The organism is Cupriavidus sp. C1SS-2L (assembly GCF_057073735.1).
On the sequence record NZ_CP172708.1, the window covers coordinates 698,341 to 713,422 of the forward strand.

General features: G+C 67.2%; 16 protein-coding genes and 1 riboswitch. Of the genes, 8 read left to right on the forward strand and 8 right to left on the reverse strand.

Annotated elements, in window-relative coordinates; translation table 11 throughout:
- Positions 1–58: 58 nt before the first annotated feature.
- From ACIGJG_RS03290 to ACIGJG_RS03300, 3 genes are all read right to left on the reverse strand, one after another.
- Positions 59–562: an EVE domain-containing protein gene (locus ACIGJG_RS03290; protein ID WP_011296838.1), complete on the reverse strand. Its 504-nt coding sequence runs from the start codon at positions 560–562 to the stop codon at positions 59–61.
- 575 nt (positions 563–1,137) lie between these two features.
- Positions 1,138–1,479 carry a cell division protein ZapA gene (locus ACIGJG_RS03295; RefSeq protein WP_483672746.1) on the reverse strand — a complete coding sequence of 114 codons (342 nt, stop codon included), beginning with the start codon at positions 1,477–1,479 and terminating at the stop codon, positions 1,138–1,140.
- Complete coding sequence (locus ACIGJG_RS03300) at positions 1,476–1,802, reverse strand: MreC domain-containing protein (RefSeq protein ID WP_041679487.1); 327 nt, start codon at positions 1,800–1,802, stop codon at positions 1,476–1,478. The genes ACIGJG_RS03295 and ACIGJG_RS03300 overlap by 4 nt, the downstream gene beginning before the upstream one ends.
- Positions 1,803–2,021: 219 nt before the next feature.
- Positions 2,022–2,272, forward strand: a riboswitch (cobalamin riboswitch).
- A gap of 73 nt (positions 2,273–2,345) precedes the next feature.
- On the opposite strand from ACIGJG_RS03300, the gene ACIGJG_RS03305 reads away from it, so the two are divergent.
- Genes ACIGJG_RS03305 through ACIGJG_RS03335 form a run of 7 tightly spaced genes read left to right on the forward strand, consistent with a single transcriptional unit; the run spans position 2,346 to position 9,205 of the window.
- Positions 2,346–4,262, forward strand: a complete 1,917-nt coding sequence (locus tag ACIGJG_RS03305; RefSeq protein WP_483672747.1) for a TonB-dependent receptor plug domain-containing protein — start codon at positions 2,346–2,348, stop codon at positions 4,260–4,262.
- A gap of 18 nt (positions 4,263–4,280) precedes the next feature.
- Complete coding sequence (locus ACIGJG_RS03310; RefSeq protein WP_011296842.1) at positions 4,281–5,288, forward strand: FecCD family ABC transporter permease; 1,008 nt, start codon at positions 4,281–4,283, stop codon at positions 5,286–5,288.
- A complete protein-coding gene (locus ACIGJG_RS03315; RefSeq protein WP_011296843.1) occupies positions 5,285–6,121 on the forward strand; it encodes an ABC transporter ATP-binding protein in 837 nt (278 codons plus the stop codon). The genes ACIGJG_RS03310 and ACIGJG_RS03315 overlap by 4 nt, the downstream gene beginning before the upstream one ends.
- On the forward strand, positions 6,118–6,759 hold the full coding sequence (gene cobO, locus ACIGJG_RS03320) for a cob(I)yrinic acid a,c-diamide adenosyltransferase (RefSeq protein WP_140949605.1): 642 nt from the start codon (positions 6,118–6,120) through the stop codon (positions 6,757–6,759). Before ACIGJG_RS03315 ends, cobO begins: the two co-directional genes overlap by 4 nt.
- Before the next feature lie 46 nt (positions 6,760–6,805).
- Complete coding sequence (gene cobT / locus ACIGJG_RS03325) at positions 6,806–7,846, forward strand: nicotinate-nucleotide--dimethylbenzimidazole phosphoribosyltransferase (protein WP_483672748.1); 1,041 nt, start codon at positions 6,806–6,808, stop codon at positions 7,844–7,846.
- A gap of 7 nt (positions 7,847–7,853) precedes the next feature.
- Positions 7,854–8,630, forward strand: a complete 777-nt coding sequence (locus ACIGJG_RS03330) for an adenosylcobinamide-GDP ribazoletransferase (protein ID WP_011296846.1) — start codon at positions 7,854–7,856, stop codon at positions 8,628–8,630.
- Positions 8,615–9,205, forward strand: a complete 591-nt coding sequence (locus tag ACIGJG_RS03335) for a histidine phosphatase family protein (protein WP_011296847.1) — start codon at positions 8,615–8,617, stop codon at positions 9,203–9,205. Before ACIGJG_RS03330 ends, ACIGJG_RS03335 begins: the two co-directional genes overlap by 16 nt.
- Here the strand turns inward: ACIGJG_RS03335 and ACIGJG_RS03340 are convergent, their stop codons facing one another.
- From ACIGJG_RS03340 to cobU, 4 genes are read right to left on the reverse strand one after another with little or no spacing between them, the layout of a single operon-like run.
- Positions 9,206–10,108: a cobalamin-binding protein gene (locus ACIGJG_RS03340; protein ID WP_483672749.1), complete on the reverse strand. Its 903-nt coding sequence runs from the start codon at positions 10,106–10,108 to the stop codon at positions 9,206–9,208. It abuts the gene before it with no gap.
- A 16-nt stretch (positions 10,109–10,124) separates the two neighbouring features.
- Positions 10,125–11,147, reverse strand: a complete 1,023-nt coding sequence (gene cobD, locus ACIGJG_RS03345; protein WP_011296849.1) for a threonine-phosphate decarboxylase CobD — start codon at positions 11,145–11,147, stop codon at positions 10,125–10,127.
- A complete protein-coding gene (cbiB, locus tag ACIGJG_RS03350) occupies positions 11,144–12,124 on the reverse strand; it encodes an adenosylcobinamide-phosphate synthase CbiB (protein WP_011296850.1) in 981 nt (326 codons plus the stop codon). The genes cobD and cbiB overlap by 4 nt, the downstream gene beginning before the upstream one ends.
- Positions 12,118–12,780 (reverse strand): bifunctional adenosylcobinamide kinase/adenosylcobinamide-phosphate guanylyltransferase, encoded by a 663-nt coding sequence (gene cobU / locus ACIGJG_RS03355; RefSeq protein ID WP_483672750.1) that lies wholly within the window; start codon positions 12,778–12,780, stop codon positions 12,118–12,120. Before cobU ends, cbiB begins: the two co-directional genes overlap by 7 nt.
- A gap of 121 nt (positions 12,781–12,901) precedes the next feature.
- Here cobU and ACIGJG_RS03360 point away from each other — a divergent pair, with 121 nt between their 5' ends.
- Positions 12,902–14,368 (forward strand): cobyric acid synthase, encoded by a 1,467-nt coding sequence (locus tag ACIGJG_RS03360; protein WP_011296852.1) that lies wholly within the window; start codon positions 12,902–12,904, stop codon positions 14,366–14,368.
- Here the strand turns inward: ACIGJG_RS03360 and ACIGJG_RS03365 are convergent.
- Positions 14,365–14,922 (reverse strand): GNAT family N-acetyltransferase, encoded by a 558-nt coding sequence (locus tag ACIGJG_RS03365; RefSeq protein WP_011296853.1) that lies wholly within the window; start codon positions 14,920–14,922, stop codon positions 14,365–14,367. The genes ACIGJG_RS03360 and ACIGJG_RS03365 overlap by 4 nt on opposite strands.
- Between the last annotated feature and the right edge of the window lie 160 nt (positions 14,923–15,082).

Below are 15,082 nucleotides of genomic sequence, written 5' to 3' on the forward strand. Positions count from 1 at the left end.
TCGCTTGTGGTTGTCGTTATGGATGCGAAGGCCGTCGGGGCGGCCGTGGCCCTGACGGTCAGCCCATCAGCCGCGTGGTGATGAAACGCCATTCAGCCGCCGTGACCGGCGTGATAGACAGCCGGTTGCCGCGCCGCAGGACGACCATGTCGGCCAGTTCTTCGTGCGCGCGCAATTCGGACAGCGGAATCAGCGCGCTCTTGCGCACGTACTTGACGTCGACGAGCTGCCAGCGCGGTTCGTCCGGCTTCGATGCGGCGTCGTAATAGTGGCTCTTCGGATCGAACTGGGTCGGGTCGGGGTAGGGTTGCGAGCAGACCTCGGCAAGCCCCGCAATGCCCGGTTCGGGACAGGAGGAGTGATAGAACAGCACGCCGTCGCCGATGCGCATGACGTCGCGCATGAAGTTTCGCGCCTGGTAATTGCGCACGCCGGTCCACGGCAATGTCCCGTCTTTCGCTAGGGTATCGATGCTGGCCTCGTCCGGTTCGGACTTCATCAGCCAGTACTGGCGGGCACGTGCGGGCGCTTTTTCTGTGCGGCTGTTCTCGGCGCGGCTCATGGCAGTCGGGGGTGCGGGCGTTGGCGACACGCGCTGCACGCGCGACGCGGCAGCGCACGGCAAGAAAAAAGGCGGTGGTCTGTTAAACCACCGCCTTTTTGAGGGGTCCCCGCCTCGGCCGTTGGGTCGGCATCCTGAACCCAAGTGAGGTTCAGAGTGGCTGCGGAAGTCGTATTTCGGGTACATCACCCACTCAGGGAGTCCAAGCCAGGCCCAGACTATGAGTGCGGCGACGCGCTCGCCCATACAACATGATCCCGCACCATGCGATGCATATCGGTTCAAGGAGTTTATGACCCTTGCGAACCAGGCAGGGAAACTGTCAAACGTCTGACGCTCCTAACATCCCGACGTGACCAAAAACCGGATCCGCGGGCGGGATGTCAGACGTTTGCCGTTTCTAACTAGGATGGGATGAGAACGGCGGCCAGGCGCGATAACCCGGCCATTTTGCTGCACGTCTGTGGTGCCTCGTGCAGTCTGGCTACACTATACACCTCGTCCTCATGCATACCAAGCCCACCCGGCCACGTCGTTACATTTTGCACGACAGCGCACATGCGCGCGGCCGGCGCTCAGTTCGTCTGTGCCGGCGTCCCCGTGCCGACATGCGCGTATTGCCGCAGCGCTTCGTCGGCGCGCTCGTTGAGTTCGCGGATGCGCGCGCGGATGGCATCGACGGGGATCGCCCCGTCCGACTGCTGCTTGCGCTGCAGGGCCAGCAGGTCCGATGCGATGGCGATCGCCGCCATCACTGCAACGCGTTCCACACCCTTGGCCGAGGCGTTGTTGCGCAGCTTGTTCATCTGCGTGTCCACCAGCGCGACAGCTTCCAGCAGCGCGGCCTCGTTCTCGGGCGCGATCGCGAAGCGGTAGGGCTGGCCCGCGATGTTCACTTCGACTTGCTTGTTGCTCATGCGTGTTCTCCGGAGGCCTTGTGCGCGGCGTCGCCCGGGGCCGCAGATCCGGCGCCTTCGTCCAGCAGGTCGAGCTGGCGCGAATCGCTAGCGGTGGGCAGCTTGTCGAGGATGGACTGGATGCGCAGTTGCGCTTCCTCGATCTTGATGTTGAGCAGTTCGCGGTCGGCGGCCATGGCTTCGCGTTCGCTGCGCAACTGCGTGGCTTCGCCTTGCAGGCGCGCGATTTCGTCGCGCAGCCGCTGGTTCTCCGCCGCCAGGGTGTCCGCGTGATGGAGCACGCGCCCGATCTTGGCGGCCAGCTGTTCGAGTTCGTTAAGCATAGGGCCTGTCATGGTGAATGGTGTCAGGTATCGCGATTCTAGCCGAAGCGTCGTCGCGCACAATGAGAGGCAAGGCGGGTGTGACTGCCATGGCGCCCGGAAGTTGCACGCTTCTGCGCCGAAAACGGCGTTTGCGCCCGGTTTGCGGCCCGTTTGTGCGTCGTCAAGCGCGGTCCGGCCCGCATGGACTCGCGCCTTGACTCGATTAGGGAAACTGCCTACACTCGCGCACGTTCCAGGTGCTCGCCATCCGCCCAAGGCAGATTGGCAGTTCAACGGGAAACAGGGAGCCGCGGCCGACGAACAGCTCGGCCAGGCCAACCTGTGCTGCCCCCGCAACGGTAAGCGGCCGCGATGCCTGCCCACACGGCGTCGCAGGGCTGGCCAATCGCCACTGAACCTCACGCGTTCGGGAAGGCGGCCAGTCCCGAGCCGCCAGCCCGGATACCGGCCTGAACGCGGGCTGCCGCCCCTGCGCGGCACGCCTCATCGCCACATGGCCCGCGGGGGAACGGGCCCGGCCGTCCTATCCATTCCTGCATCATGCGTTCATCGCTTTACAGGTCGTACCGTCCGGCACTGCCGACGGTGCGTCCGTCCGTAGCTGCCGTCCTGGCTGCCGTGTCTTCCCTTGTCCTGAATCCCGCCTTGGCCCAGACCGAGACTGCCAGTGGATCTCAACCGGTTGCCGGTACCGCCGCTGCGACACAACTGCCGCCGGTGGTGGTCACCTCGACCCGCACGGCACAGCCGTTGACCGAGGCGCTGCCGCATACCACGGTGGTGACGCAGGAGGATATCGTCAACTCGCAAGCGCCGGACCTGCGCACGCTGCTGCGCAACCAGGCCGGTGTGGAGCTGACCGCCAACGGCGGCATGGGCTCGAACACGTCGATATTCATGCGCGGCGCCAACTCCAACCAGACGCTGATTCTGATCGACGGCGCGCGCGTCTCGTCGGTCAGCAGCGGCACCGCTCAGCTGGCCAACATCCTGCCTGACCAGATCGACCACATCGAAGTGGTGCGGGGCAACGTGTCGGCGCTGTACGGCTCGGATGCGATCGGCGGCGTGGTGCAGATTTTCACCAAGAGCGGCGCGGGCCAGGCCCCGGCGGCGAACGCGCAGGTCGAGTACGGCAGCAACAATACGCGCCAGGGGACGGTTGGCTATGGCGGCCAGATCGGCGACACCTCGTTCAACGTGACGGGTTCTGCGTTCAAGACCGACGGATTTTCGTCGATCAACACGAAGCAGGCGCCGCGCGCTAACCCGAACGACAATCCGTACGAGAACCAGAGCGTATCGGCGCAAGTCAAGCACCGCTTCACGCCGGACTGGGATGCGGGCATGGCCGGCTACTACTCGAAGAGCAAGCTGTCGTATGACAGCAGCTTCGGCCGCCCGACCGACGACAACCGCAGCAACAGCGAGCTGTACACGGTGTCGGCATTCGTCAACGGCAAGGTGCTGCCGGACTGGGCCACGCATTTCAAGCTTGCACAGAGCGAGGACCGCAGCGAAAACTTCCTCAACGGTGCCAACAACGGCACCTTCAACACGCGTAACCGCCAGTTCAACTGGCAGAACGAATACGCGCTGGCGCCGACCCACACGCTGCTGTTCGGTACCGACTACCTGCAGCAAGAGCTCGATTCGAACTCGTACGGCGCGCCGTCGCGCAATGTGTTCTCGGTGTTCGGTGGCTATGACGGGCGCTTTGGCAAGCACCAGATCCAGCTCAACGGGCGCAACGACCACTATTCGGACTTCGGCAACCAGGGCAGCTTCTTTGCGGGCTATGGCTACAACGTGACCGACGCGCTCAAGCTGATCGCCAATGTCAGCAATGCTTTCCGTGCGCCAACGTTCAACGAGCTGTATTTCCCGGGCTTCGGCAATCCGAACCTGAACCCCGAGCGCGCCAAGTCGGCGGAAGTCGGCGTGCAGTACAACACGCCGCAAACCGGCCTGCTGCGCGTGACGACGTTCGAGACCCGCTACGACGACCTGATCGTCAACGTCACGCAGCCCAACGGCCTGCTGGCGCCGACCAACGTCAACAAGGCGAAGGTGCAGGGCATCGAGGCGTCCTGGCGTGCGTCGCTTTGGGGTACCGATGTGGGCGCGAGCGTGACGTTCCAGAACCCGGTTGACGAACAGACCGACACGCAGCTGCTGCGCCGCGCGCGCCGCCATGCCGCGTTCGACGTGGGCCGCAATTTCGGCAACTGGCGTTTCGGCGGCGAATGGCTGCTGTCCTCGTCGCGCCTGGATACGGGCTCGCGCACGCTGGGCGGATACGGTATCGTCAACCTCAACGCGCGCTACAACATCGACAAGCAATGGTTCGTCGCTGCCCGGGTCGAGAACCTGTTCGACAAGAACTACCAGCTGGTCTACCCCTACAACACGCAGGGCCGGGCCGGCTATATCACGCTGGGCTGGCGCCAGAAATGACGGGCGGTGTGGCGCGCCATGTCTGACTTCCGGCGCGCCCTCGCGGTGTGGCTGGCGCTCGCTGCGGTCGCGGTGGCGGTGTTCCTGCTGTCGCTGGCGTTTGGCAGCGTGCGCATGGACGCCGCGCAACTCTGGCAGGCGCTGACGGGCGCAGACACCGGCACCGCGGGCGCCATCGTGCGCGACCTGCGCCTGCCACGTGCCGCCGCGGCATTTGCCTGCGGCGGCCTGCTGGCCTTGTCCGGTGCATTGATGCAGGTGCTGCTGCGCAATCCGCTGGCCGAGCCCTATGTGCTGGGCGTGTCCGGCGGCGCCGCCACCGGTGCGCTCGGCGCCATGCTGCTGATGCTGCCGCTATGGGCCGTGCAGGCCGGCGCGGCGAGTGGTGCGTTGCTGTCGATGGTGCTGGTCGCCACGCTCGCGCGGCGTGACCTGCTGCTTCCGCAGGTGCAGGGCGGCCACCACGAGGCCGGTGCGCGCCTGCTGCTGACGGGCGTGATCCTGGCCTCGGGCTGGGGCGCGCTGATTACGCTGATTCTTGCCGTTGCGCCGGAAGCGCGTCTGCGCGGCATGCTGTTCTGGCTTACGGGCGATCTGGGCGGCACGGCTGAATATGGCGTCGCGCTGGCCATGCTGGCGCTCGCTGTCTTGCTCGCCATGCCGATGGCGCGCTCGCTCAATGTGATGCTCCTCGGTGAAACCGTGGCGCAGTCGTTGGGTGTTCGCGTCGGCCGCGTGCGACTGGCCACGTTCGTGCTCGCCTCACTGTCGATTGCCGTGGCCATCACCACGGCGGGTTCGATCGGCTTTGTCGGCCTGGTGGTGCCGCATCTGGTGCGCCTCGCATGGGGCAATGATCAGCGCCTGCTGCTGCCAGCCTCCGCGCTGCTCGGCGGGGCGTTGTTGATGGCCGCCGATCTCATCGCACGTACCGTGATCGCGCCCGCACAGCTGCCAGTGGGCGTCATTACTGCGTTGCTTGGCGTGCCGACCTTCCTCTACCTGCTGTTGCGGAGGCCGCGATGACGCACTGGTCCGAACCCGCAGCCGCATGCTCCACGCTGTCCCTGCACGACGTGAGCCTGCGCACCGGCACGCGCGTGCTGGTCGATGGCCTGTCGCTCGAGATCGCACCGGGACAGCTCTGGTGCGTGGCCGGACCCAATGGCGTCGGCAAATCCACGCTGATGGGCGTGCTTTCGGGCCTGCGCCGCGCCGATGGTGGCAGCGCCAGCCTGGACGGCACGTCACTGGAGCGACTGTCGCCGGCCGCACTGGCACGCCAGCGTGCCTACCTGCCACAGGCCCTGCATGACACGTTCTCGATGTCCGTGCTCGACGCGGTGCGCGTGGGCCGCCATCCGCACCTGTCCGGCTGGGGCTGGACCGGGCGCGATGACGATGCCGTGGTACGCGCCGCCATTGATGCCATGGACCTTGAAACGCTGTCCGCACGCGACGTACTGACGCTGTCCGGCGGTGAACGCCAGCGCGCGGCGCTGGCCGCCGTGCTTGCGCAGCAGGCGCCGCTGCTGCTGCTCGACGAACCCGTCTCGCACCTGGACTTGCGGCACCAGATCATGGTGCTCGAAGTGCTCGCGTCGCTGGCGCGTGCGGGCCGCCATGCGATCGTCGTGATCCTGCACGACCTGAACCTGGCGCGCCGCTACGCCACCCATGCGCTGCTGATGGCCGAAGACGGCACGGCGCTGCATGGCCCGGCACAGCAGGTGCTGACCCCCGAACAATGCTCGCGCGCGCTGCGCACGCCGATCGTCAGCGTGACTGACGGCGTCCACACCGCGCTGATTCCCGATGGATTTCCCCGCCCGCGGGCGGGCACGAACGAACAATCATGAACGACAACACGACAGCACAGGGCGGCGGCACGGACGATGGCGGCCGCGACGAGCGCCACAAGGCCCGCATGGTCCGCAAGAAGGAAGTGGTCGACGCGAAAATCGCCGCCGCGCAGGACGAGCGCGGCGTGATCGTCATCACGACCGGCAATGGCAAGGGAAAGTCGAGCTCAGGCTTCGGCATGGTGGTGCGTGCGCTCGGCCACGGCATGCGGACCGGCGTGGTGCAGTTCATCAAGGGCGCGCAGCCCACCGGCGAGGAGATGTTCCTTCGCCGCTTCCCCGATGTCTGCGACTTCCATGTGATGGGCGAAGGCTACACGTGGGAGACGCAGGACCGCGCGCGTGATGTGGCCAAGGCAGAAGCGGCCTGGGAAGTGGCGCGCGGCATGCTGCGCGACCCGTCGATCGGGCTCGTGCTGTTCGACGAACTCAACATCGCGCTCAAGCTGCACTATCTTGATGTGGAGCGCGTGGTCGAGGACTTGCGCGCGCGGCCACCGATGCAGCACGTGGTCATCACCGGCCGTGGCGCGCCGCCGGCGCTGGTGGAAGCAGCGGACACCGTCACCGACATGGTGCCGGTCAAGCACGCGTTCCAGCAGGGCATCAAGGCGCAGCGCGGCGTGGAGATGTAGCGGTACACTGCGCCCGATTCATTTTTATCCGTATTCATTGCGCACCATGCTGTTTCCAGAAATCGCCCCCCTCGACGACGCGCTGCGTCCGGCCCTGCGGGCCGCCATCGACGACAAGACCAAGCCGCTCGGCGCACTCGGCCGGCTCGAAGACCTCGCCATGCAGGTCGGCCTGATCTGCGGCACAACGCAACCGGCACTGAAACGACCCACCGTCATCGTCTTTGCCGGCGACCATGGTGTTGCTGATGCGGGCGTCAGCGCGTATCCGGCCGAGGTCACCGCGCAGATGGTGCTCAATTTCCTGAAGGGCGGAGCGGCCATCAACGTGTTCTCGCGCCTGCACGGCATTGCGCTGGAAGTCGTCGATGCCGGCGTGCGTGTGCCGCTGCCCGCGTCGCCGGGACTGGTCAATTGCCGGATCGCGGACGGCACGCAGAACTTCGCCGAGACGCAGGCCATGCGTGCGGAGCAGGCCAGCGCCGCGATGATGGCCGGCATGGCGCGCGTGCTGCGCGCCGCGCAGCAGGGCTGCAATGTGATCGGTTTTGGCGAGATGGGCATCGGCAACACCTCGTCCGCAGCGTGCCTCATGAGCCGGCTCACGGGCGTGCCGCTGGCGGACTGCATCGGCCGCGGCACCGGGCTCGACGACGCCGGCCTTACGCGCAAGCGCGAGGTGCTGGAGCGCGCGCTTGCGCTGCACGCGGATGCCCTTGCGCCGCTCGATGCATTGGCCGCATTCGGCGGTTTCGAGATCGCGATGATGGCGGGCGCCTTCCTGGCCGCGGCCGCGAGCCGCATGGTAATCCTGGTCGACGGCTTCATTGCCTCGGCCGCACTGCTGGTGGCGCACGGCATCGACGCCCGCGTGCTGCAGTACTGCGTGTTTTCGCACTGCTCGCATGAACGCGGCCACCGCGCACTGCTCGACCACTTCAAGGCCGAGCCGCTGCTGGCGTTGGACCTGCGTCTCGGCGAAGGGACCGGCGCGGCGCTTGCGTGGCCGCTCGTGTCGTCGGCCGCCGCTTTCCTGAACGAGATGGCCACGTTCAGCGGTGCAGGCGTCAGCGGCGCCTCGGCCTGACCGCCGCATGGCCGACGAACTGCGCTTCTTCCTGACCGCGCTCGGCTACTTCACGCGCGTGCCGCTGCCGTCGCCGCTGGCGCAGTGGGTTGGCTATGAGCCGCGCTACCTCAATGCGGCGGCGCGCTACTTTCCACTGGTCGGTCTGATGGTCGGCGGCGTGGCCGTGCTGGTCACGTGGGGCGCGCTGCAGTGGTGGCCGCCGGGCGTCGCGGTGCTGCTCGGCATGGCCGCTACGTTGCTGCTGACTGGCGCCTTCCACGAGGACGGGCTTGCCGATTGCGTCGATGCTTTCGGCGGCGCGTGGCGGCGCGAGGACGTGCTGCGCATCATGCACGACTCGCGCATTGGCGCGTTCGGCGCCATCGCGCTGGTCATCGCGCTGTTGCTCAAGTGGCAACTGCTTGTCGCCATCGGCGCACGCAGCGGATTGCAGGAGCTGTTGCTCGTGCTGCTCGCCGCGCATGGCGCCAGCCGGGCCATGGCCGTGAGCTATCTGGCAACGCTGGACTACGTGCGCGACGAGGGTAAGGCCAAGCCCGTGGCGCAGCGGCTTGGCGGGGCGGGGCTAGGCTTTGCACTGTTGTGCGGTGCTGCGCCGCTGGCGCTGGTGTCGCCACTATTCGCTGGTGTGGCGGTAGTTGCGCTGGCAATTCTGCGCTTCTTTCTGGGTCGCTATTTCGTGCGCCGCATCGGAGGCTATACGGGCGACTGCCTCGGCATGGCGCAGCAACTGGCCGAATTGCTTATCTACCTGGTGGCCGCCGCATGGACGTGGTCCTGATTCGTCACGCGCGCCCGCAGGTCGGCGGCGGCATTTGCTACGGCAGTCTGGATTTATGTCTGATGACGCCGGTCGAGCCATCTCCGGGGGCCATCGTCGCCGCGCTGCCCACACCGCAGCGCGTGCTGACAAGCCCGCTGCGGCGCGCGGCCGAAACGACCCGGCTGCTGATGCAATCGTTGCCTGCTCACACGCTGGAACCCGAAGTCGAACCACGTCTGGCCGAAATCGACTTCGGCGCCTGGGAAGGGCGTGCGTGGGACGATATTCCGCGCGGCGAACTCGACGCACTGGCGCAGGATCTGCTCGATGCCTGTCCGCATGGCGGCGAAACCGCGGCACTCGCCATGGCGCGCGTGTCGGGCTGGGCAGCGTCGTTGGCGGAGGCAGCCCCGACCGATACCTGCCTGTGGGTAGTCGGCCATGCCGGGCCGATGCGCTTGCTCGCCGCGCACTGGCTCGGGCTGTCGCTGGCGACGACGCTCGGGTGGGAACTGGGTTTCGGAGCGAGTTGCCTGTTCCGCCTAGGCAGCGGCACGCCCCAGCTCGCGTGGTGGAACCGCAGCGCAGGCTGATCAGCGCGCGGACCGGCGGCTTCGCGCCGTGTCGAGGTCCTTGCAGATCTGCTCGGCGCCCTGTACCACGCGCGGTCCGGCACGAGTAACGAGATCGCCGTCGATCGTGAACAGGTTGCCTCGTGCGACCGCCGTGACCTGCTTCCATTTCTCCCACATCGCGAAGTCCGCGAGCGGCCGGTCCGACACCGTGGCGCCTTTGCCTGCGGTCAGCATGACTTCGGGGTTGCCAGCCACCACGGCCTCTACCGACACGGTCGGTACGAGAGGCGATTCATTCGCGAACAGATTGCGGCCGCCGCATAGTGCAAGCAGGTCGCTCACGAGGTGCTGGCCATTCAGCGTCATCAGCGGCTGTTGCCAGACCTGGTAGAACACGGTGACCGGCGGCTTGGCCGCGTAGGTCTTGCGCAGCGCTGCCACGCGCTGGCGGAAATCGTCCGCGGCGCGATGGGCCGTGGCTTCCGTGCCGAGCAGCGTGCCAAGCTTTTCGAGATTGTCCGGGATCGACTCGAGCCGGCGCGGCTCGCTGTAGAACAGCGGCAGGCCCAGCGCACGCAGGCGGTCGGTCTGCTTCTGCGCATTGCCATGGCGCCACACCACGATCAGGTCCGGCTTGAGCGCCGCAATCCGTTCGAGGTCCAGCGCCTTGTTGTCGCCGACGCGCGGAATATCGCGCGCTTGCGGCGGATAGTCGCTGTAGTGCACGGTGCCGACGATGCGGTCGCCGCCGCCCGCGGCGTAGAGCAGCTCGGTCACGTGTGGGGCGAGCGAAACCACGCGGCGCGCGGGCTGGGCGAGGGTGACGGTCTGGCCGGCGTCATCGACAGCCGAAACAGTGGCCATGGCCTGAGTGGTGGCGACAAGCAGCACAGCTGCAGCGATCTGGCGGACGAGGAGCATGCGGGTCAGAGTGCGTTCAGGCGCGCGTGACGGCGGACAGCGCGGTTTCCAGTTGTTGCCATGCGTGCGGCGAATCGGGTGGCAGTCCGAGCCGAAGGCCCGGCGCGCAGTCGCCAGCGGCATCGAAGCGGCGCGTCCAGACGCCATGGCGGGCCAGCGCGTCGTGCAGATTCGCGGCGTGTTGAAGCGGCACCCAGCAGAACAGGGGTTGCATCACCGGTGCAAGGCCGTGGCTTGCCAGCAGCGCGCGCAGTCGTTCGGCCCACGCGGCCAGACGATCTCGGTTGGCAGCCTGCCAGCCATGGTCGGCCAGCGCCGCGCGCGCGATCACGCGCGCCGGGCCCGATACGGTCCAGTGGCCCAGCCGTTCGCGCAACGCTTCGAGCAACGCAGCTTCCCCAAGCACGAAGCCACAGCGTACGCCGGCGAGCCCGTAGAACTTGCCGAGCGAGCGCAGTACCACGAGCCCCGGGGCGCCGCTGTGCGCCGCGACCGAATGCTGCGGCGTGCAGTCGATAAAGGCCTCATCGACAAGCAGCGTGCCGCCACGCGCGGCCAGCGTCGCATGCCATGCCAGTAACGTTTGCGGCGCAAGCAAACGGCCTGACGGGTTATTCGGATTGACCACGACGAGGTGGTCGAGGCCGTCTGCCAGCGATGGCTGGGCGAAGTCCGATTCGCCGAGCAGCACAACGTCATGGCCGGCGGCGGCGAACGCTGGCGCGTACTCGCTGTAGCCGAGCGCGGCCACGCCGACGCGTCCGCGCGCGAGGAGTTGCGGCAGCGTGCGGATCGCGGCCTGCGAGCCCGCGACAGGCAGGGCTTGAGGCGCACCGAACGCTTGGGAGGCAATTTCCGCCAGGCCGTCGTTGTCCTCCGGCAGGCGCTGCCAGGCCTCGGCCGGAATCGGCGGCACGGGGTAGCCCGTCGGATTGATGCCGGTAGACAGGTCCAGCCATTCACCAACAGGCTGGCCATAGCGGCGTACGGCGGCCTGCAGGTCGCCGCCGTGGCGAATGGGGGCCAGCGCGAATTTCATAGGCTCAACAGGGCAGGGAGCCAGTGCAGCGCCGCGGCGCTGGCAATGGCTATTGCCAGCCAGAGCCACAGCGTGCGCTGCACCAGTTGCAGGCAGGCCAGCACATGTTCGGCGTCAGGCCGGGCACCAGTGCCCAGCGGCGGACGTGCCTCGATTTCGCCGTGGTAGCGAGCCGGTCCGCCAAGCGCAACGCCGACGGCGCCTGCGCCGGCAGCCATCACCGGGCCGGCGTTCGGGCTGGACCATGCGGGCGCCTGCGTACGCCAGCAGCGCAGGGCCTGCACGGTCGCACCGAGCAGTGCATAGGACAGCGCAGTAAGCCGTGCCGGTGCGAGGTTCAGCACATCGTCGAGCCGGGCCGCGGCCCAGCCGAAATATCGCAGGCGCGGCGTACGATAGCCCCACATCGCGTCGAGCGTGTTGGCGAGACGGAAGGCAACCACGGCGGGTGCGCCGCCCACCAGGAACCAGAACAGCGCGCCGAAGATCGCGTCATTGCCGTTTTCGAGTGCCGATTCACATGCGGCGCGTGCCAGGGCTTCGCTGTCGGCATCGGCTGTATCGCGCGAGACGATACGGGCGGTCAGTGTGCGCGCAGCGTCAAGGTCGCCGCTTGCCAGCGCCGCCGCAATTGGGGCGATGTGTTGCTCGAGACTGCGCGCGCCGAGCGCGGCATAGAGCGCGACTGCGTGCACCGACCATCCGAGCCATGGATGCCATCGGCTTGCAGCATCGGCCAGCAACGCGATCAGCGCGGCCGGTATCAGCACGATCAACAGCCATGCAGCAATGCCGGTGATGCGCTGGCGCCATGCGGGCGTGGCTTGCGGAGAACGATTGAGGCGACGCTCCAGCGCGCTGGCAAGCTTGCCGAAGCCAACGAGCGGATGCCAGCGCTTCGGTTCGCCGAGCCACTGGTCCAGCCATACGCCAGCCAGCGCCGCGGCCGCGCACGCCGGCCAGGACAACATCAGCATGCGGGGTCAGGGCCCTTGACCGCGACGGGAATGCCCGCGACTAGCAGACGTACGCAATCGGCAGCGGCAGCGAGTTTCTGGTTGAGGCGCCCCAGTTCATCGACGTAGAAGCGCGTGATCGCGCCCATCGGCACCACGCCGAAGCCGATCTCGTTCGAGACCAGGATCACGTGGCCGGGCAGCGTGGGCAGGGCGTTGAGCAGCGATTCGATTTCTTCGGCGAAGATATCGGGCGGCGTGATCACACCGTGCTCGGGATAGGTGCGGTCTTTCGGGAACAGCAGATTGTTCATCCACAGCGTGACGCAATCCACCAGGATGCAGCCGTCGTGGCGCGCGTGCGCGTAGAGCGCGTCGGCCAGGCGGACCGGCTCTTCGACGAGATGCCAGTCGGCCGGGCGGCGCGCACGATGCAGCGCGATGCGCACTTCGAGCTCTTCGTCGGTCTGGTCTGGATCCTGGCGTGCGGTGGCAATGTAGGTGACCGGCCCGCCCTTGATGGCCGCGTGGTCGGTCGCCAGTTGCTCGGCGTAATGGCTCTTGCCCGAGCGCGCGCCGCCCAGCACCAGCGTGAGCTGGTGGGCGCCGTGGCCGTTCGCGGCCCGGCGAGGCTCCGCGGCCGTGGCAGGCGCGGTGTCGGTGGCCGGTGTGTCCATCCGGGTATTGTAGCGGTCGCATCCGATAGCCGCACGGCGGGTGCGATAATTGGCCGCTATGCAATGTGATTCTTCTGAAACCTCGCGCACGGACGGTGCCAGTGCCTTGCGCGGCACGCTGATGGTGCAGGGCACGACTTCCGACGCCGGCAAGAGTACGGTCGTGGCAGGCCTGTGCCGCGTACTGGCCCGGGCCGGCATGCGCGTGGCGCCATTCAAGCCGCAGAACATGGCGCTGAACAGCGCGGTGACCGCCGATGGTGGCGAGATCGGTCGCGCGCAGGCGCTGCAGGCACAGGCGGCGCGGGTCGAACCGCACACCGACATGAACCCCGTGCTGCTCAAGCCGAGCAGCGACACCGGCGCGCAGATCATCATCCACGGCAAAGCCCGGCTGGATCTCGACGCGCGCGCCTATCACGCGTACAAGCCGGAGGCCATGAAGGCCGTGCTCGCCTCGCATGAACGGCTGACGCAGGCCTACGACGTGGTGGTCGTGGAAGGCGCGGGCAGTCCGGCCGAGATCAACCTGCGCGATCGCGATATCGCCAACATGGGGTTTGCCGAGCGCGTCGATTGCCCGGTCGTGCTGGTGGCCGACATCGATCGCGGCGGCGTGTTCGCCCATCTGGTGGGCACGCTGGACTGCCTGTCGGACAGTGAGCGCGCACGCGTGACCGGCTTCATCATCAACCGTTTCCGCGGCGATATCAGCCTGCTGCAGCCGGGGCTCGACTGGCTGGAGGCACGCACCGGCAAGCCGGTGTTCGGCGTGCTGCCGTACCTGCATGGCCTGCATCTGGATGCGGAAGATGCCATCGTCGGCGCGCAGTCGGCCAAGCGGGGTACGCCTGACGCGCTGCTGCGCGTGATCGTGCCGGTGTTGCCGCGCATCTCGAACCACACCGATTTCGATGCGCTGCGCGCGCACCCGCAGGTCGACCTGCGCTTTATCGGGCCCGGCATGCCCGTGCCGCCCGCGGACCTCGTGATCCTGCCCGGCAGCAAGAGCGTGCGTGCCGACCTGGATTTCCTGCGCGCCAATGGCTGGGAGCCGGCGCTGCGGCGGCATCTGCGTTATGGCGGCAAGGTGATCGGCATCTGCGGCGGCATGCAGATGCTGGGCCGGCAGATCCATGATCCGGCCGGCCATGAAGGTCCTGCTGGCAGCAGCGCAGGGTTCGGCTGGCTCGACTATGAAACGACACTGGCGCCGCACAAGCAGCTGCGCCGAGTCAGCGGGCGGCTTGCGGATGCTGATCGAGAAGCCGCTGTCAGCGGCTATGAAATCCACATGGGTGTGAGTACCGGCTCAGGCCTGGAGCGACCGGCACTGTGGCTGGACGATGAAAACGGCACGCGTCGCGCGGATGGTGCCTGCTCAGAGGATGGCCAGGTGCTGGCGACCTATGTACATGGCGTGTTTGACGAGCCCACGGCATGCGAGGGGCTGCTGCGCTGGGCCGGACTCGACGGGGCACAGGGGATCGACCTTGCGGCACTGCGCGAGGCCTCGATCGAACGGCTGGCCGATACACTCGCCAGCCATCTGGACCTTGGGGCCATGTTTGCGCCGCTGCGCCGCTAGCGCGCGGTGGGTGTCAGGCGCGCGAGCAGTGCGGGCACGTCAGGCCACGTCACGCGCCGTATTGCCACGATGATGTCCGTGCCCGGAAACGGATCCTGGAAGCTCTCGGATTCCTGCCCACCAAGGCGCCGGTAGAAATCGCGCGCCTGCGTGTTGCCTTCCAGCACGTACAGGAACAGTGGTTGGCCCGGCCAGCCTGTTGCCACGCGCTCCGCGCAGTGTGCCAGCAGGCGCTTGCCCAGTCCGTGCCCGTGGAAAGCCGGCAGCACATGCAGGTTGTCCAGGTAGATGCCATAGACCGGCTCTGCGTCGGGCATCAGGCACGCAAAGCCGGCAGGGTCACCATCTACCTGTGCCAGCGTCACTTCGAGTGGCGCTTCCGCACCGTCATGCAGGCGCGCGTGCCAGGCCGCGCGGCGCTCCGCAGGCGCCGTCTGCGAAAGATAGGCGTCGGGCAACAGGCCCGGGTAAGTTTGCCGCCAGCTTTCAGTGTGCATGGCGGCAATGAGATCAGCGTCTGCGGCCGTGGCGGACGTCAGGGTGACAAGGGGCATGGCTGGCGGATATCAGGGGTCAGGGCGTCATTCTGCCGCATTGCTTCAAGTACAGGCGGGCCGCTCGTACCCTGATAGAATTGCGAATCTTTCCCATTTGCATTGTCGGGGCTGGCACCACGCGCCTTTCCTGCCGACTCCCACAATCCCTTCTGTCGCC